Origin of the sequence: Streptomyces sp. NPDC085927 (assembly GCF_044540975.1) — a bacterium.
GTDB lineage: Bacteria > Actinomycetota > Actinomycetes > Streptomycetales > Streptomycetaceae > Streptomyces > Streptomyces hirsutus.
This window is the reverse complement of sequence record NZ_JBITSN010000001.1, coordinates 100,028-116,883: the sequence shown is the minus strand read 5'-3', so window position 1 is coordinate 116,883 and position 16,856 is coordinate 100,028. Positions and strand designations below refer to the sequence as shown.

Sequence of the window (16,856 nt, the reverse complement as noted above, 5' to 3'; positions counted from 1 at the left end):
GCCCCCGGACGGGTGACGGCGGGACCGTAGGCAACGGACAGGGCTCCCGTGCCGTTGAGAGAGGTGTCTAGGTCTCAACTCTCCAACTTAGAGGGCATCTCATTTGGCTCGGTAGGCTGTCGGCCGTGGCAGGGATCGTTGAGCGGCTGGTGCCGGATGAGTTGTGGGAACTGTTCCAGCGCGTGGTGCCGGAGGCGCCTTCGCGGCCCCAGGGCGGCGGCCGGCGCCGGCACGGTGACCGTGAGGTGCTGGCCGCGATCGTGTTCGTGACGACCTCCGGGTGCACGTGGCAGCAGCTGCCCGCCGCGTCGTTCGGGCCCTCCGGGGCCACGGCCCACCGCCGGTTCACCGAGTGGACCAAGGCCCGGGTGTGGGCCAAGCTGCACCGCCTGGTCCTCGACGAGCTCGGCTCCCGGGGCGAGCTGGACTGGTCCCGTTGTGCGATCGACTCGGTGAACATGCGGGCCCTGAAAAGGGGGACCTGACGGGTCCGAATCCTGTCGACCGGGGCAAGTACGGGTCGAAGATCCACCTGATCACCGAGCGGACCGGTCTGCCCATCTCCGTCGGAATCTCCGGCGCCAACCTCCACGACAGCCAGGCCCTGATTCCGCTGGTGAAGGGCATACCCCCGATCCGCTCCCGCCGCGGCCGACGCCGCCGCAGGCCCGGCAAGCTCCACGCCGACAAGGGCTACGACTACCGCCACCTGCGGCAATGGCTCTCCCGCCGGGGCATCCGGCACCGCATCGCCCGCAAGGGCGTCGAGACCTCGCAGCGGCTCGGACGGCACCGGTGGACCATCGAACGCACCATGGCCTGGCTCGCCGGCTGCCGCCGTCTGCACCGCCGCTACGAGCGCAAGGCCGACCACTTCCTGGCCTTCACCAGCATCGCCTGCACCCTGATCTGCTACCGCAGACTCACCAAATGAGATGACTTCTTAGGAGCCCTGTTGGTCCCGTATCCTACCGCACTCGACCTGCCGCACGCACTCGTGGAGTGGGTGACGATGCTGATCGTCACCCGTGAGGGTGACCGACGCTGCAAACTCCGGCCGTCCGAGCGTGCGGTGATCGCTCTGGCATACCTGCGCCGGCACGACCCCCTGGCTCAACTCGCCGCGGGTTTCCGTATTTCCGTCGGCACCGCCCACGCCTACGTCACCACGGTCGTCGAGCACCTGGCCGACAAAGCGCCGGGCCTGCTGAAGGTCCTACGCGAGACAGACCCCGACTACGTTCTCCTGGACGGCACGCTCGCCGAGTGCGACCGGGTCGGCGACGGACGCGCGGACTATTCGACGAAGCACAAGCGGCACGGGGTGAACGTGCAGTTCATCGCGGATCCGGCCGGTCGCACCCTGTGGCTCTCACCCGCCCTGCCCGGCCGAACGCACGACCTGACCGCCGCCCGCACCCACAAGATCATCAGGATCTGCGAGCGCCAGGGCGTCCCCGTCCTCGCCGACATGGCCTACATCGGCGCGGGCGAGTGGGTCACCACCCCCAAACGCCGGCCGCCCCAGGGCGAACTCACCCCGACCGAGCAGACGGTCAACCGGGCCTTGTCCGCCGCCCGCGTGCCCGTCGAACGAGGAATCGCCCGCCTGAAATCCTGGCGAATCTTCCGCAGAGCCCGATGCAGCCCAAATCGCATGACGTCAATCACCAAGGCCGTCCTCACCCTGGAGCGGCACTGCTGAAAACCCTCACTGTCGGTCGTCGTCGAGTGGCCTCGGGGAGCGCCGGACGGCCCAGCGACGGCCCAGCCTTGATCCGTACAGGACTCATGACCGGTCAGCAGCAGGCACCTCGACCCACCCGCGTGCGCCTCAGCCGACGACTCCGGCGTTCCGGGGCCTCGAGAGTCTGCTTACCTCCGCCACGGCAGGGGTAGCAGCCACATAAATTCGACTACATTCGCGCGACGGATATGCCACAATCATGCAATGGCGATCAAAATAAACGAATCAACTCGAACACTTCGAGTTGACGGTACCGAAATCGAACCTTGCGGCCTCGGATACATGTACGAGTACGAAGACTGCAAGGAAATCAACCTCCCCGGCCTCCGGCGGGCAATTGCCAAACTGGAAGGGAAAAAGATACCGCCATTCGATGCCAAGTCGACAGCCCCCAGGGAAGGCACCATCACTCCCGAACAGGCGGCTGAGCTACTAGAGGGTACGACCGGAAATTTGACATTCTGCATGCGCGGCAACGTCTGGCCAGAGTTCATCACAATTGACGTAAACAACTCGGGAGACCTTATTGCCTCTTTTTTCATTCCTTGCGAGACAGACGATCCATCTTACGCAACCGAAACCTTTTCTCCTCACCTTGCAATTCGAGGGGCACGCCTCATCCAATGCAAATACTGGGAGGACCCCGGCCCAAAAATACCGCCTGGATGGGAATTTGAAATCCTTCTCCCTCACGCCAGAGGTCTACTTTCGAGCGTTCGTGACTTGGCCTTAGTGCTCGCTAGGTCAGCAATTATGGCACCCGGCGTCCCCATACGGCCCGATTTCGTGGAGGGCCTTTGCCATGGCGGTGCACCCGACTCACTTGTTGGACTTGACGAGTCGGATTGGCTGGAAGTGAAGTCGCAGGGCTATGACCTGGAAAGCATCAAAGACAAGATCGAGCTTGCCCAGGATGTTTCACGCTTCGCCAATAGCGAGACAGGGGGAATTCTCGCCATCGGTTACAGGACCAAGAAAAACCGAGAAGGCGAGTCAATCTCCAAGTGCAGCCCCATTCCCGAAAGATTGGCACAGGTTGCGCGCTACAGGGCTGTCATCGACAGTCGCGTATTCCCGCCAATTGATGGGCTCAAAATCCGAGCTTCTCCGCATAATGGAGGGTGGGTACTGACCGTGCTCGTCCCATCGCAAGCAGAGGAAAATAAGCCGTTCCTGGTCCACGGCGCGATTGTCGGCGGAAAGGTGGAAGGAGCTTTCATTTCGATCGTCAGACGGCGAGGCGAGGCTTCCATTCCAATTACGGGGCCAGCCATTCACAGCATGCTGGCCGCCGGGCGTTCAATATTGCACCGTAAACACATCGGCTAGTAGTAGGTGCACTGGCTAGTGAGGTCGGCGGAGCGGCTTTGGGCGGGAGCTGCTTTGGGGCGAGTGATCATGGCCCCGTAAGCTTCCGGCGCGTCGGGCAGTCTGTGGACCTGCCGTCGAGCTAGGAGCGTACGAGAAAAGCCGTGGATCGAGTGCTCCTGCCGGCCCCGTACGAGCCTAACGGCCCAGAGACGGCCCAGTGACCCGAACCCCCCTATCCGCGCCAAACGCGCTGGTAGGGGGCTTTTCGCTGCCCAGCTACTGTCAGTTCTCCGGGCTTAGGCATGGCGCTACCAGCGTCGCAGATCGACTCCGGTGGCCCAGGCCGGAGCGGGGTGGGGGCGGTCACCCGTGGGTGCCGTCTGTCAGCGTTGGTCATCCTCGGACGGCCCAGGGACGGCCCAGAATAATGAGCGGTCGCGATCACCAGGGTGCTGCCGCCTTCGTTCGATTGCTCATCAGGCGGGGCCTTCAAGATCTTTCCCCAAAACAGAAAAATCGACCTACCGCTTGAGCTAGTGTCCATGCACTGACCCGCTAGATCCCGAATGAGCAGAAACGATTGATGAAAAAATGAGCACTGAAATCTTTCAAGCAAACAGACTCTTCATTAGCTACGCACACGCGGATAACAATCTATTCAATGATGCCGTAAAGTCGTTAGTGGACGACCTGAAGGGCTTCTACTCGATGAAGACAGGGAATGAACTTATCGCTTTTTTTGATCGCGAAAGTATCGGCTGGGGCGATAACTGGAGATCACAGATTGACGGCGAGCTAGAGAATGCCGGTATCTTCATGCCGGTAATCACAATGCAGTACTTCAATCGACCGGCATGCAGAGATGAACTTAACGCCTTCAATCAAAGCGCAAAGAGGATCGGGGCGCAGTATCTCATCTTGCCTGTCGTTATCGCTGGCTCCAACTTGATAAGGGAAGGCCATCCAATCCCGGAAGTTGCGACCATCGAGTCTCTGCAGTATCGGAACCTAGAGGAAGCTTTCTTGGCTGGCCCAGGGACACAAGAGTGGCGAAGGGCAGTCAATGGGCTAGCCGACGAACTGATCTCCGTGATCTCCAGGGCGGAGCTAGCCGCCCCTGAACCCGCCCACAGGGAGAGGTCGGGCGACAGTCCAGGTAGCGAACCCGACGAAGATGCGGACTTCCTTGCCGACGTGGCGGAACTAGAGGAAATGTTCCCGCACATCGAACAAGAAACCGTGCAAGTTCTCGCAGACCTGACGTCTTGGAGCGAAGCTGTTCAGGACAACACATCCCGATTTAATCCTGGCTTGTCAGCGCAGCAAATGCGTGTCACTTCCATCTCAGTTGCCGAAAAATTGAAATCCCCATCGGAGTCCCTGCAAGCTTCAGGCGTTAAGCTCGCAGAGTCAGTGGAGCAGGCCGACGCCTTGATTAATTCCATCAAGGATCAGATTTCTCAATTCCAGGACCAAGAGCAAAGAGAAGCACTGATGAAGATTGTGACTCCGTCGCAGGGAACAGAGGATCTCCGCGAAGTAGTGGAGTCCATGGCCACTCTCCTCAATAACATGACGTCAGTCGAGGTAATGAGTTCCGCACTAAGGAAGTCCCTGAAGCCTGCCAGGATCGGCATCACGAAGATTCAAGATGCTGTTCGAATTGTGGACCGCTGGGGCCAGTAACTCCTATAGATGAATCCCTAGGCCGGCGGAGCGGCTTTGGGCGGGAGCTGCTTTGGGGCGAGTGATCATGGCCCCGTAAGCTTCCGGCGCGTCGGGCAGTCTGTGGACCTGCCCGTTAAAGCACGACGTTGGGGCCATGATCTTAGAGGCTCGCCCCAAAGTGGCTGCCTAAAGCCGTGGAGCCGACCGCCCCAGCCACAGAGGGTGTCTCCCACTTCGAGCCCGCTGCCGCTAGCGCGCCGCCGGGCGGGGCCGCCGCTGGCGAAGACAGGGCGGTGGCCCCGCCGACAAGGCGGCGCGCGCCCGCGCCGTGCGCGGGCCTTGATGACGTAGAGAAAATCTGAGCCAACTCGGGTGTGCTAAAGCCTGAACGACAGCTCCAGCTCGTCGCCTGGAAGGTGGAACTCCTCCAGGGCGAGGGGCTTGTCTGACTCGGTGAGGGTCACGCGGATGACGTGGAGCATCGGGACCCCGTCGGCGAGCCGCAGCGCTTGGCCCTGGTCCGGCAGGGGCATACGGGTGCGGACGTACTCCGTGAAGTGGAGTTCGTGGCCCAGGCCGGCGAGAGCGGTGTAGAGCTCTGGTGCCGGCGGTGGGGCCTCCTCTTCGTACTTGGTGTCGATGAGTACTGAGAACGGGACGTACGTCCTGTGGAGTTGGCGGAGGCGGCCGTGGTCTGCGGTCTGCAACGCGTCGTAGGTGAACATCGGCTCGCCCGGTGGGATGCGGAGTAGGTCCGCGAGGGCAAGCGGGGCGTCGGTGCGGGTGGCTACCGGTGGCTCGGCGTCTGTCCAGCGGATGCCGTCCGCCTCGATGTAGCGGCCGTCCGGGGTGCGGCGTACGCCGCGCGGGCGCGTGTGGCTGGGGCGGCTGTGGGGGGAGCGGGCGAAGGTACCGCGGCCCATGATGGCTTCGACGAGACCGGATGCCCGTAGTTCGCTCAGGCCCTGACGGACCGTGGGGCGCGTCACGCCGAACTGTTTCGCCAACGCCTCCTCGGAGGGGAGCGGTTGGCCGGCGGGGAAGGTGCCGTCCAGGATGCCTTCGCGCAGGTAGTCGGCGATCTGCCGATACTTCGGCTGCGTGCTCTTCGGCGGCATGCGGGCCCTCCACGACCATGGTCACTGCTTCTTCTGTCCGAGGGCGGAACGTGCCGACCACGGACGGAACATAGCTTCTCCCACTCGAAGACGGTTGACAACCCGTACTACGGGTGGGCAACCTTGCCTGAGTCACCCGTACTACGGGTGGTCTAGCAACCCGAAGGATCCCTCTTCGGGTGCCCAAGTGATGAGGAGAACCGAACTGTGGCAAGCCTTCCGATCGACACCGCGAAGTACACGGGGATCATCTGCGCAGTCCCCCCGGCGCCGCGGGTCGCCAACCGTGAGACCGGTCAGCTTCGCGTCGACCGCGAGACCGGCAAGACGGTGTACCAGGTCGGTCTCTGCCTGATGGCGGGGACGTCGGCCGACGTCGTGAACGTGAGCGTGGCCGGTGAGCCGGCCGGTGTGCAGCTCGGTATGCCCGTGGCCGTGCGGGACCTGGTCGCCACGCCGTGGGAGAACGACGGGCGGCACGGGATCGCGTTCCGTGCGGCGGAGATCCGGCCCCTGAGCACTCCCGCCACCTCGGCGGGCAAGGGGGCCGGGCAGTGAGGGAACTGGCCTCCGCTGCTTCGGCCGACGTGGCGTGGCCGAGCTGGGTTCTGGTGGTGGCCGTCGTGCTGGTGCCGGGTCTGCTTCTGGCGGGCCCGGCCCTGCGCAGCCGCTGTCCCGGCGCCTGGTGGTTGTTATGCGGCTTCCCTGCTGTGGCCTTCCGGGTCGTGCAGACCTGGCGGCCCCTGATGGCGGGCTGCGGGCTCGCCGTGAGCCGTCGGCCGGCGTTGACCGTGGTGTCCGGGCTCGTCGGCAAGGGGGCGCCTCCGCCTCAGCCGCGGGTGCCTCGCCGAGGGCTTATACGCCCGACCTCCGGCGGCTTCGTCCTGCTCGTGAGGCTGCTACCGGGTCAAGTGCCGGAGCACTTCGTCAAAGCGGCCCCCGCCATGGCGGAGAGCTGGCAGGTGCACGCGGTGCGGGTGACCTCCTGGAAACCGGGGGTCGTACGGATCGTCGCGTCGGCGGTCGACCCGCTGGCCGACCCGCAGGTACCGAAGCAGCGGGGGCCCGGTCATCTGCTCCGGGTGACCGTGGGCGCCCTGGAGACCGGGGCTGCGTGGGTGGTCGACCTGCGGCGCGTCCCTCACTGGCTGATCGTCGGGGCCACACGCTCGGGAAAGTCGACGCTGATCAATGCCCTCGTGGCGGGCCTCGCCCCGCAGCCCGTCGCCCTGGTCGGCATCGACTGCAAGGGCGGTATGGAACTGTCCCTCTACGAGCCGCGGTTGTCCGCCCTCGCGACGAACCGAGAGCAAGCGGTGCGGCTGCTGACCGCCCTTGTCGACCTGACCCTCGACCGGATGTCCCTCTGTCGGGCGGCCAGGGTTCGAAACATCTGGGGCCTGTCCGACAAGGAACGCCCGGTCCCCGTCGTCGTGATCGTCGACGAGATCGCGGAACTCTTCCTCGTGGCGAGCCGGAACGAGAAGGACGAAGCGCACGCGGCCGGTACGGCGTTGATCCGGCTGGCCCAACTCGGTGCGGCACTCGGGGTGTTCCTCGTCGTGGCCGGCCAGCGTGTCGGCTCCGATCTCGGGCCCGGCGTCACGGCTCTGCGGGCGCAACTGGGCGGCCGGGTGTGCCACCGCGTGGCCGACCCCGGCACCGCAGAGATGGCCCTCGGCGACCTCAACCCCGACGCGCTGAAGGCGGCGCAGGCCATCGCCCCGGAACAGGCGGGGACGGCCGTCCTCGCCTCCGGTGACGGCTGGGAGCGCGCCCGGTCCCACCTGATCACGGAAGCCGAGGCGGAAGCCGTCGCCGCCGAGTGCGCGCACCTGACTCCCGTCCTGCCCGAACTGCACGTCGAACCGTGAGAGGGGCTTGCCGTGCTGGTGTCCATGTCGGCTGTTCTGCTGCTCGGCCTGCTGATCTGGTTCCTCCTGCGCATTCGGTACCTCAGGTGGGCCGACGCGCTGCTCTGCGGAACCTTCGGCTTCCTGCTTGCCCGAACCGTGGCCGCGCCCGTGGTTCAGACCCTCCTCGACGGAGTGAACGGCTTCCTCGGCCAACTCCGCTTCTGAAACGCCCCACCACCAACCTGACAAGGGGACTTCCTGTGTCCGACTACGTCATCCGCTCCGGTGACCGCGCCGCCTTCCTGGCCGGTCTGCGGGAGCTGATCGACTTCCTGACCGTCAATCCGGCCGTGCTCGTACCGCGTCACGCGTCCGTCGTCGTCCTGGTCGACGCCTCCGACTCCGCCGCTCGCCTCGACGGCGTGGAGTTCGCCGCCGCTCCGCTCGGTGCGCCGGCGGAGGACATCGGCCGGGGCTACTTCGGAGCCCGCCGTGCCTTCGGACCGATCTCGTACGGCGTAGTCGCTGTTCCTCCCGAGGAACGGCAGTGATCGCCCGTATGACGGGCTCCCGACGGGGCGCGAAGTCGCCAAACCCGACCCCGTCAGGAACCCACTCCATCCGCCACGTGAGCAGTGAAAGGAGCACTCACACTTTGTCCACCGCGCATCATCCGCGCAAATCCCCGCCGCTCGCCTGCGACCTCAGGCAGCGTGACGCACAGGTCCCGACCTGCGCCGGACGGGAACAGATCGTCCTCGTCGAACTCGACGGAGCCGAGCAGTGGCTGTGCCCCGCGCATGCCGCCGCTGTCTGGCTCACCAACCCGACGCTGCGCTTCAGCGCCAAGACACGGCCGGAAGGGATCTCGGCCGTGATGGGGCAGGCGTTCGGCGGCGGAGGTGGTCAGCGATGACCACAGCCCTTCCGCGGAGCGTCTCAGCTCTCGTCACCAGGGCGTCGGAGCCGGAATTTGCGGCATGGCGCCGGAACATCGTTCGCCTCGGTGGCTGCACGAACCCGATTCACCTGGTCGGCGCGGCCACCGTCTACGACACGACGACCGGTGCGGCTCTGCTCTCCTACGGATCGGATGCGTACGGCGGTCGTCTGCTCACTGCGTGCGGCAACCGGCGGGCGACGGTCTGTCCGACCTGCTCGGCGCTGTACCGGGCGGACACGTACCAACTCGTCCGGGCCGGACTCGTCGGCGGCAAGAACGTCCCTGAGGCAGTGAGCGATCACCCGCAGGTATTCGCCACCCTCACCGCCCCCGGCTTCGGCCCGGTGCACACGCGCCGCGAGCGTGACGGACGCGTGCGACCCTGCCGGCCTCGCCGGGCAGGTGACCGCTGCCCGCACGGGACTCCGGCCGGATGCCGGGACCGCCACCCGGCGGACGACCCTCGTCTCGGCGAACCTCTCTGCCCGCGCTGCTACGACTACGCGGGTGCGGTCCTCTGGCATGCGTTCGCCGGTCGGCTCTGGCACAGGTTCGGGCTGGAGCTGCGGCGGGAGGTCGCCCGACGGGTCGGCCTGTCGCGTACGGAGTTCGGGGAGGTCGCCCGGCTCTCGTACGCGAAAGTCGCCGAGTACCAGCGTCGGGGCCTGGTCCACTTCCATGCCGTGATCCGCCTCGACGGCCCGGACGGACCCGACTCGCATCCGCCCGGCTGGACCACGGTTCCCCTCCTTGTCGATTCCGTGCGCGTCGTGGTCGAGAAGGTGCGGCTGACCGCCCCCGGCTCGGACGTCATCGGGCCCCGGGTGTTGCGCTTCGGCACCCAGGTCGACGTACGGCCGGTCACCTCGTACGGGCGGACAGCGGGGGAGCGGCCTGCCTCCGCTGCGGCCGTGGCGGGCTACATCGCCAAGTACGCCACCAAGGGTGCGGAGACCACCGGCGCCGTGGACGGCCGGATCCACCACGCACGGGACATGGTCATGCTGCCGGTACGCGCGCACGTGCTGCGCATGATCAGTACGTGTTGGTGGCTCGGTGGCCTGCCGGAGTTCGCTCCGCTCGGGCTGCGGCGCTGGGCGCACATGCTCGGGTACGGCGGCCACTTCTCCACCAAGTCGCGCCGCTACTCGACCACGCTGACCGCCCTCCGGCAGGCCCGTGCCGACCATCGCGCGGAGCAGCAACGGAACGCCCTCGGCCTGCCGGAGCACTCGACGGTCACGGTCGGCCACTGGCGTTACGCGGGGCGGGGCTACTCGCCGGAAGCGGCGCTCCTGGCGGCCTCCGTGCGGGAGGGCGGTGCTCGCCATGGCGCGTGACACCCGTACGAGGACGGCCGAACTGCTCACCGTGCGGCAGGTGCTCGACGAGCTGGGCGGCATCTCCCGGCGCACCTTCTACCGCTGGCGGGAACTGCGTCTCGCGCCGGCCTGCATCCGCCTTCCGAACGGTGAGCTGCGGGTCCGGCGTGACGTGCTCGACGAGTGGTTGGAGGAACGGGCGGAGGGGGCGGCATCGTGAAGTCCTACAAGGCTTCCGTGTGGAAGCTCTCGGTCAACAAGACCACCAAGAAGCCGACCTACCTGGTGCGCTGGGTGGTCGACGGCCAGCCTTTCAGCGAGTCGCACAAGACCAAGGCACTGGCCGACCGTTTCCGCGCGAAGCTCGTCCGGGCGCTCGACAAGGGCGAGCCGTTCGACACCGTGACCGGGTTGCCCGACTCCCTGCGGGGTGGCAAGGCGGCGCTGTCCTTCCTCGACTTGGCGATCAGATACGTCGATGCCCGGTGGGCGGAGGCGTCCGCCAAGCAGCGGGACAGCATGACGGACGCCTTGGCGACAGTTGTTCCCGTCCTGGTCAAACCGGCACGGGGGCGGCCCGCCCCGGAGGTGCTGCGCCGGGCACTGCGCTCATACGTCCTGCCCGTGCCGCGCAGGGAGAGGGATCGGCCGGAGGAGATCGCCTCGGCGGTGCGGTGGATCGAAAGGGCGTCGCTTCCGGTGGGGGAGTTGCAAGAGATCACCCGCGTACACGAGCTGATCGACGGGTTAGGCCGGAGGCTGGACGGCAAGCCCGCGGCGACGCAGACCTACCGGCGTCGGCGAGCCGTCGTTTTCAACGCCCTAGAGTTCGCGGTGGAGCTGGAGCACCTCACCTCCAACCCGCTGAGCCGCGTCCGGCGCAAGCGGGGCAAGCGGGCGGTGCAGGAGGTTGATCGCCGGGTGGTGGTCAACCCGCGGCAGGCCCGGGAGCTGCTGACCGCACTCACCTACGTGGGCGGCTACGAACGGGCCAGTGGCCGGCGGCTGCGGGCCTTCTTCGGGTGCCTGTACTACGCGGCCATGCGACCGGGCGAAGCGCTGGGCCTTCGCCGCTCCGACTGCACGCTTCCGGCACAGGGCTGGGGCCGTATCGAGCTGGTGGAGACCCGCCCCACGGCGGGGAAGGCGTGGACCGACTCCGGTGAGGCGCACGACCGGCGGGGTCTGAAGCAACGGGCCCAGGGAGAGGTACGCACCGTGCCGATTCCGCCCCCGCTCGTGAGGCTGCTCCGCGAGCACCTGGACGAGTTCGGCACGGCGGAGGACGGTCGGCTGTTCTCCAGCGAGCGGGGCAACGTGATCGCCGCGTCGTCGTACTCCCGTGCCTGGAAACAGGCTCGGGAACTGGCGCTCGTCCCCGATCAGGTGTCCTCGGTCCTCGCGTTCCGGCCGTACGACCTCCGGCACGCGGGCGTCTCTCAGTGGCTCAACTCGGGGGTGCCCGCCCCGGAGGTCGCCGCACGGGCCGGTCACTCTGTGGACGTGCTCCTGAAGATCTACGCCAAGTGCATCGACGGCCAGGAACAGGAGATGAACGACCGGATCATGCAGGGGCTGGGGGAGGACGACACCGAGAGCTGAAGACAGTCATGACCAACGGGCCGGAAGCCCCGGAGAGATCCGGGGCTTCCGGCCCGTCCACGCATAGTCCACAGAGCTACGCTGAGGGCCTTCGGAACCCGCGCTGACCTGCTGCGGAGCCACTCAAGATCAACACGCTATTACAACGTGATCACTGGCAAACGGCTGCTTCCGGCGGCATCCGCCCGCACATACGCGAAGACCCCGTTCTCAGCGAAAGCGCTGATGGCGGGGTCTTTGGGCACCTCGTGCGAGGTGCCCCCGGCAGGATTCGAACCTGCGCACACGGCTCCGGAGGCCCCTTGCTTGCCGGAGGAAGTTCCTGGTCGGCGCCCTGCAAGCGTTCGACTGCCGGGGATCCGTCCACGAATGGTCCATGTCTCCGTGACCAGCGTCCGCTCAGCGAGGAGGAGACGCCAGCCGGGGCTTCGAGGTCTGACTCCCCTCAAGGCAGCGCGACATGACGGCGCGAGCCGCGTTGTCAGAGGTGCGCCCTAGGCTCAAGCCATGATGCTACGGGGCTACTTGCACGAGGTCGGGTCCACTTACAACCGCGCGGACGGTACAGGATCGCCTGCAGCGAAGCTACTGCGAGGGGCACTTCCTGTCTTCGAGCCGCACATCCCAGCAGGTCACCTCATCAAGGGCAGTGCAGGAAACGGCGCAGGCGCGTTTGTCCCTTGGGTGTCCTTTTTCGACCCCGACGAGACGGACACGGCAACACGAGGTATGTACGTGGTCTACCTCTTCGCCGAGAATATGAAGACGGTCTCGCTCAGTTTGAACCAGGGCGTCACCGAGCTACAGAAGGCATTCGGTACACGGAGGGCTCACGAGCTACTCCGAGGCGAGGCTACGGCAATTCGGGCGGCCTTGCCCAGCGACAAGGTGGTCGGTCTGAGTGACGCTATCAACCTGGGGGGTCGTGCCGGCCTGCCGCGGGCTTACGAGGCGGGTAACATCCTTGCGCGCATTTACGAGGTCGAAGCGTTGCCAGACGAGGAATCGCTGAAGACGGACCTTCGGCGGATGATCGAACTGTATCAGGACGCATTGATGCTACGAGAGCAACTGCGCAGCACTACCCGTGACGTCATCACGACCATCAAACAGCAGTCGGTCGGTGATGAGGGCGATCCGCTTCTCCATTTCGCACCCAAGAGTGATGGTGAGTATGTGCAAAGGATTGTCGGAAAAGTCCTCAAGAAGAGTCGAAAACATGAGACATTGGTCCGGCGATACGGTGACTTCCTTAACGCGGTTGGGTGCGATGCTGGAACGAACGTACACCCCCGCGACATGGTTGCTCGGACTAATGGGGAGGAATGGCTCATTGAAGCGAAGGTGGTACGTCGCGGCAACGTGAGTCATGCTGTACGGGAAGCCATTGGTCAGCTCGTCACGTATGCATACCTTCTTTACCCAGCAGATAAGCAACCTCGTTCCATGGCTCTCTTCAATGAACCGATCGGCGATCTCTACGTAAGTCTGCTTGCTCATCAGGGAATCGTGTCGGTCTGGCCCACAGAGGACGGGTGGGCTGGATCCCGGGAAGCAGTCGAGGCTGGCCTTGCGGAGAAAGAGGCTGATCTGGCTCCTCTGACGTAGGCGCCCTAGGCTCAGTGGTCTAGTAGGAGGGGTGCGTACCGCTCACCCATCTTGGGCATACCTGTCTCTGCGTTTGTTCGTTGTCACTTCGAGACGTGCCGAGGCCGCCAGCACGTTCTATCGTCGGAGGAGTGGTGGTGAGGACGGACAAGCGTTCAGCCGGTGAGGCCGGAAGGGCCTGCGCAGGGCGCCCATACGTCACCCTCCGTTCCCCTGGATGCGCGCACGGTACGAACGCAAGGGCTAGGGTCGCACGGCGGCTGCCGGCGAGCCCGAGGTACCGGTTTGCTCGATTGGGACCACGTCAGGCTGCTCGATCGCTAGGCTGGCTGGGTGAGCGTGTCGGGGGGAGCGGGGGAGGTGCGGTGCCGACCGGATCCAGAAGGCCGAAGTATGGTGTCGGGTATTTTGACGTCGCTTTTCATGGGGCAGCTATTGAAGAGTCTTCGGGGGGCGTTCACCACGTAAGGCTCAATGCCTTCGCCCGACAAAATACCGCAGAGCGCCCGTACGCCGTCGTTAACGATTACATCGCAAGTAAGCTGGGCGCGGCCGCGGGTGTACCTGTGCCGCCAGGAAACCTGCTTGGGCTGCACGGCGGTGGGTACGGTTATGTGGCTATGGCTTTCGGTGAGCGCGGTGACACGGCGCCGCCGGTAATTCCGCCGACCTTCTGCGTAGAGCGCCCGTGGGAAGCCTGCGGCATCATTGCTTTTGATCAGTGGGTGGCCAACACTGACCGCCACAATCGTAATTTGGCCTACGTGGCAGATGTGGGTGTCGCGGCCTTTGATCACGATCTTGCTTTGATCAACCACTATCACCCATCTGCAGATGCTAAAGCGGCTCTTGCAGGCAGTCTTGACTTGGAGTGTAAAGGGCATTGCCTGCCACCCCATGTCGTGGATATGTCGCATTTCCCTGAGTGGTTCGAGCGCATTGCCTCTGTGACCCGGCGAGAAATCATGCAGATCGTAGATACCTGTCATTCGGCGCGGTTGGTAGACGCTTCTCTGCGGGATGCTCTGATTGACTTCATCGAGCATCGCCAAACTCGAATCCGCTCCTATGTGGATCGCACTTACGCGGAATATGCGAAAGTGAAGAATTGGACGCTGGACACCGAGGAGGTGGATCGTGACAGCTAGTTGGTACCTCGTAAAGTACGTGCCCGACCCATTCCGGGATGAGCCAAGAAATGTAGGCGTTGTCGTGGAATCCGACTCGGGTGGCTTCATGCGCTTCGTGGGACAGACAAAGTCTGGGTTTGATGGACGCAAAGCCCGCGGCCTGGTCCGGAGCACGAAAACGCTGCGCGCCTGGATGGAATACATCGAGTACCACCTCCAGGCCGGCACGCTCTCTGAAGAGGTGGAAGCCGTCTCAGCCCGTTCCGCCCAGTCCTACCGCATTGAGCGTCGTGGAGCATTGCTCGGCAGCGATCCCCAAGGGGCAGTTAATGAACTCTTTCGTGAGCTAGTCGGCGATCCCGATCCTTCACCTCAAACAATCGATGACTTGGCGAACCAGCTTCTTTTCAAGAGATTGCGATTTCCCGCCGGCCATCGAATTGAGAAGGACGTAAATTACCGGGTAAACCTGCATGGGGAGCCCCGTAACCTATCTTTCGACTATCGTTATCAGAATGGTCGAACTACACTGCTAGACAAAATCACGCTGTCCGCGCCAGATAAATTGGCGAGCCAGCGCGTAAATGACTTGCTGTTTCGTATCGAGCATCTTCAGCAGGGTGGGCCGATCCGTAATCCTTCCTTTGTGACGCTTTACGATGTAGGTAAAGGAGAGAGGTCCTCGGCAATAGAGGGTCATCTTCGCGCCATTGAGAAACTCTCCTTCACCTTCAACGTACGTCACGAAGACACGCCGTTTGAAGTGGCTGGAGCGCTTGGGGTGCCCCTGCTGCAGGACGCGTAATGAAAGGTGGATCTGTGCCCGCGCGGCAAGCGTGGGGACTGCGGATCACGGGGTGGAGGCCAGCTCGTCGCGAATATGTGCCACAAGGGTGGCAGTGGCCCCCTCCCATGCTGTCCGGCCTGTTACGGACTTCCCCGTATCTGGATCCACCAGGGTGCCGATCAATGGCGTTGATTCTCCCCGTGAGAAGTCGAAGCTTTGTAGCGCTTTCATCGCGGTAGGGATGTCACACTCCGGGATTTCCTCGGAAGTTACTGCGTGAGTGGCGGCCGCTGCAGCGTAGATCAGGTTTGCGCTCAATAGCCATGTTTTGCTGCGGAGGAGCTCGATGCCGCGGGCGGGTGCTGACAGGGCCGATACAAAGTCAGGAAGTTGACTGAAGCCTTTCCAGAAGTCGACAATGCTGGTGATGGCGCGGGCCTCGTCGCTGGCAATCTCCAACTCTACTGACGCGTCCCAGCCGCGCGCATCTCGTACAGAAGTGCCGATGAGGAGCGTGCCGCTGGCATAGCGCAGCGTCTTGTACCCCATGGTCTTGGCGCTCAGTTTGCCGGGTGTGTCAGAGAGGAACTCAACCTTCCTTCCTACGCCAAAGATCGGGATATCGTCTCGTTTGATCACATCTTCGATCAAGATGCGATTGATCGACTGCCGCCGATCCATAGACTGCCCGATGCTCGCGTTAAGAGGTTTGGCGTTTCGCTGCAGATCGGTGAAGTCCTGGGCTCGCCGGAATTGGTCGTCGTCCAGAACTACGACGATAGGTTGACCGCTCGTGGAGAGCCGTTGGAATACCTCGTCATTCAACGGCTTGTGTGCGCTAATTACATCCCCGTACGCATCGGTCCGGTGCCCACCGTCCCCTACTTTCAGTGTTGCCCCAGGGCGCAGGTAGAGAACTCCTGGTTTGATCGGGGCGTCCGCTGGCAGAGACCGATCGGGGACGAATTTTGCGTCTTGTGCTCCAACGTAAACAAGAAGGGAGTTGAGTACGTAGTCCGGAGTGTCGGCGACGTACTGTGCGATTGCTCGCCGGTGGTTCTTGTCTTCCTTTCTGTTGGTTCCGGTGCCGGAAAGTGGGTCCCACGCCTCTCGCGGTCCAACTACTGAGTTGTATGCAACCGGTGTCATCGCAGTAACCGCCATCTCTCGATTGCCCATGCGGTACCAGATGGCGGGGTAAGGGGTGTAGCCAAACATCTGCTCCGAGTCGCTCATGGCGTCCCCTCCAGGTATCTCACGTAGCCGAGGTACTACGGCAAGGAAGTTACCGCGCTACGTGAGAACTGGGACGTCAGTGTCGCCAAGATGCTACGTAGTGAGGGCATGTCGGCTCTGATTGTCTGTTTTTGATCGAACCATGCATGGACTGGCACACAGTCGCGGTCGGTGGAGTCTCAATGGCCGAGTCGAGCCGGAGGGGCGCCGCCCATCGATTGAGGGCGGCGCCCCGCCTGGGACAGGTTCGAGCCTCATCCTTATCAGGTCGATCACGGGGGTCTGTCAACGTCGACCAACCGCTTCTGTGCCTTGGTCGATCGTCCATTGGGGTCCGGCGTCGGTCGTTGGTATCCGTGCTTGTTGGCGTCAGTCGCTGATGTCAGCCGCCGCACGCTCAGCCTTCATCATGGCCGGTTGCGGTGAGATCCACCCATATCCATGGCTTGTGCTGCCACGTACGCACTTTGCCTATGACGAGGTCAACGGTCGCCCCTACAGGAGGCAGCTTCTGGGCGAGTCGCTGCA

The 16,856-nt window shown here is 64.0% G+C and carries 17 protein-coding genes; 15 read left to right on the top strand and 2 right to left on the bottom strand.

Going from position 1 to position 16,856, the window contains the following annotated elements:
- The first annotated feature begins 134 nt into the window (after positions 1-134).
- The 4 genes from ACIF80_RS00580 to ACIF80_RS00565 all read left to right on the top strand — a co-directional run bounded on the left by ACIF80_RS00580 (position 135) and on the right by ACIF80_RS00565 (position 4,744).
- Positions 135-934, top strand: a protein-coding gene (locus ACIF80_RS00580) for an IS5 family transposase (protein WP_399799339.1) whose coding sequence is annotated in 2 segments (ribosomal slippage) — positions 135-483 and positions 483-934 — 801 coding nt in all. Because the reading frame shifts where the segments join, the coding sequence is not laid out codon by codon here.
- Positions 935-955: 21 nt separating this feature from the next.
- The gene (locus ACIF80_RS00575) at positions 956-1,705 is read left to right on the top strand and encodes a transposase family protein (protein WP_399797556.1); all 750 of its coding nucleotides are present in this window, start codon (positions 956-958) and stop codon (positions 1,703-1,705) included.
- A 246-nt stretch (positions 1,706-1,951) separates the two neighbouring features.
- On the top strand, positions 1,952-3,076 hold the full coding sequence (locus ACIF80_RS00570) for an ATP-binding protein (RefSeq protein WP_399797554.1): 1,125 nt from the start codon (positions 1,952-1,954) through the stop codon (positions 3,074-3,076).
- Positions 3,077-3,649: 573 nt separating this feature from the next.
- On the top strand, positions 3,650-4,744 hold the full coding sequence (locus ACIF80_RS00565; protein ID WP_399797551.1) for a toll/interleukin-1 receptor domain-containing protein: 1,095 nt from the start codon (positions 3,650-3,652) through the stop codon (positions 4,742-4,744).
- Positions 4,745-5,103: 359 nt separating this feature from the next.
- On the opposite strand, the gene ACIF80_RS00560 is transcribed toward ACIF80_RS00565, so the two are convergent.
- Entirely contained in the window at positions 5,104-5,844 is a 741-nt protein-coding gene (locus ACIF80_RS00560) for a GntR family transcriptional regulator (RefSeq protein ID WP_399797548.1), read from the bottom strand.
- 207 nt (positions 5,845-6,051) lie between these two features.
- Here ACIF80_RS00560 and ACIF80_RS00555 point away from each other — a divergent pair, with 207 nt between their 5' ends.
- The 11 genes from ACIF80_RS00555 (at position 6,052) to ACIF80_RS00505 (ending at position 15,110) form a co-directional block, all read left to right on the top strand.
- Positions 6,052-6,402 (top strand): hypothetical protein, encoded by a 351-nt coding sequence (locus ACIF80_RS00555; protein WP_399797545.1) that lies wholly within the window; start codon positions 6,052-6,054, stop codon positions 6,400-6,402.
- Positions 6,399-7,718, top strand: coding sequence for an FtsK/SpoIIIE domain-containing protein (locus ACIF80_RS00550; protein ID WP_399797543.1), 1,320 nt, complete (start codon positions 6,399-6,401; stop codon positions 7,716-7,718). The genes ACIF80_RS00555 and ACIF80_RS00550 overlap by 4 nt, the downstream gene beginning before the upstream one ends.
- A 12-nt stretch (positions 7,719-7,730) precedes the next feature.
- Positions 7,731-7,925 carry a hypothetical protein gene (locus tag ACIF80_RS00545; RefSeq protein ID WP_399797540.1) on the top strand — a complete coding sequence of 65 codons (195 nt, stop codon included), beginning with the start codon at positions 7,731-7,733 and terminating at the stop codon, positions 7,923-7,925.
- Between the two features lie 35 nt (positions 7,926-7,960).
- Positions 7,961-8,251 carry a hypothetical protein gene (locus tag ACIF80_RS00540; protein ID WP_399797537.1) on the top strand — a complete coding sequence of 97 codons (291 nt, stop codon included), beginning with the start codon at positions 7,961-7,963 and terminating at the stop codon, positions 8,249-8,251.
- 104 nt (positions 8,252-8,355) lie between these two features.
- Positions 8,356-8,616 carry a hypothetical protein gene (locus ACIF80_RS00535; RefSeq protein ID WP_399797534.1) on the top strand — a complete coding sequence of 87 codons (261 nt, stop codon included), beginning with the start codon at positions 8,356-8,358 and terminating at the stop codon, positions 8,614-8,616.
- The gene (locus ACIF80_RS00530; protein ID WP_399797531.1) at positions 8,613-9,983 is read left to right on the top strand and encodes a replication initiator; all 1,371 of its coding nucleotides are present in this window, start codon (positions 8,613-8,615) and stop codon (positions 9,981-9,983) included. Before ACIF80_RS00535 ends, ACIF80_RS00530 begins: the two co-directional genes overlap by 4 nt.
- A complete protein-coding gene (locus tag ACIF80_RS00525) occupies positions 9,973-10,185 on the top strand; it encodes a helix-turn-helix transcriptional regulator (RefSeq protein ID WP_399797528.1) in 213 nt (70 codons plus the stop codon). The genes ACIF80_RS00530 and ACIF80_RS00525 overlap by 11 nt, the downstream gene beginning before the upstream one ends.
- Positions 10,182-11,567 (top strand): tyrosine-type recombinase/integrase, encoded by a 1,386-nt coding sequence (locus tag ACIF80_RS00520; protein ID WP_399797526.1) that lies wholly within the window; start codon positions 10,182-10,184, stop codon positions 11,565-11,567. The genes ACIF80_RS00525 and ACIF80_RS00520 overlap by 4 nt, the downstream gene beginning before the upstream one ends.
- 507 nt (positions 11,568-12,074) lie before the next feature.
- Complete coding sequence (locus ACIF80_RS00515) at positions 12,075-13,175, top strand: MrcB family domain-containing protein (RefSeq protein WP_399797523.1); 1,101 nt, start codon at positions 12,075-12,077, stop codon at positions 13,173-13,175.
- Positions 13,176-13,540: 365 nt separating this feature from the next.
- On the top strand, positions 13,541-14,323 hold the full coding sequence (locus ACIF80_RS00510; protein ID WP_399797520.1) for a hypothetical protein: 783 nt from the start codon (positions 13,541-13,543) through the stop codon (positions 14,321-14,323).
- A gap of 175 nt (positions 14,324-14,498) precedes the next feature.
- A complete protein-coding gene (locus tag ACIF80_RS00505; protein ID WP_399797518.1) occupies positions 14,499-15,110 on the top strand; it encodes a hypothetical protein in 612 nt (203 codons plus the stop codon).
- 45 nt (positions 15,111-15,155) lie between these two features.
- On the opposite strand, the gene ACIF80_RS00500 is transcribed toward ACIF80_RS00505, so the two are convergent.
- Positions 15,156-16,328 (bottom strand): DNA sulfur modification protein DndB, encoded by a 1,173-nt coding sequence (locus tag ACIF80_RS00500; protein WP_399797515.1) that lies wholly within the window; start codon positions 16,326-16,328, stop codon positions 15,156-15,158.
- Between the last annotated feature and the right edge of the window lie 528 nt (positions 16,329-16,856).

Excerpts from the sequence above, each read along its gene's own strand:
- ACIF80_RS00500 (WP_399797515.1), bottom strand. The coding sequence starts at position 16,328 with ATGAGCGACTCGGAGCAGATGTTTGGCTACACCCCTTACCCCGCCATC.
- ACIF80_RS00515 (WP_399797523.1), top strand. The coding sequence starts at position 12,075 with ATGATGCTACGGGGCTACTTGCACGAGGTCGGGTCCACTTACAACCGC.
- ACIF80_RS00530 (WP_399797531.1), top strand. The coding sequence starts at position 8,613 with ATGACCACAGCCCTTCCGCGGAGCGTCTCAGCTCTCGTCACCAGGGCG.
- ACIF80_RS00525 (WP_399797528.1), top strand. The coding sequence starts at position 9,973 with ATGGCGCGTGACACCCGTACGAGGACGGCCGAACTGCTCACCGTGCGG.
- ACIF80_RS00570 (WP_399797554.1), top strand. The coding sequence starts at position 1,952 with ATGGCGATCAAAATAAACGAATCAACTCGAACACTTCGAGTTGACGGT.
- ACIF80_RS00565 (WP_399797551.1), top strand. The coding sequence starts at position 3,650 with ATGAGCACTGAAATCTTTCAAGCAAACAGACTCTTCATTAGCTACGCA.
- ACIF80_RS00560 (WP_399797548.1), bottom strand. The coding sequence starts at position 5,844 with ATGCCGCCGAAGAGCACGCAGCCGAAGTATCGGCAGATCGCCGACTAC.
- ACIF80_RS00505 (WP_399797518.1), top strand. The coding sequence starts at position 14,499 with ATGGAATACATCGAGTACCACCTCCAGGCCGGCACGCTCTCTGAAGAG.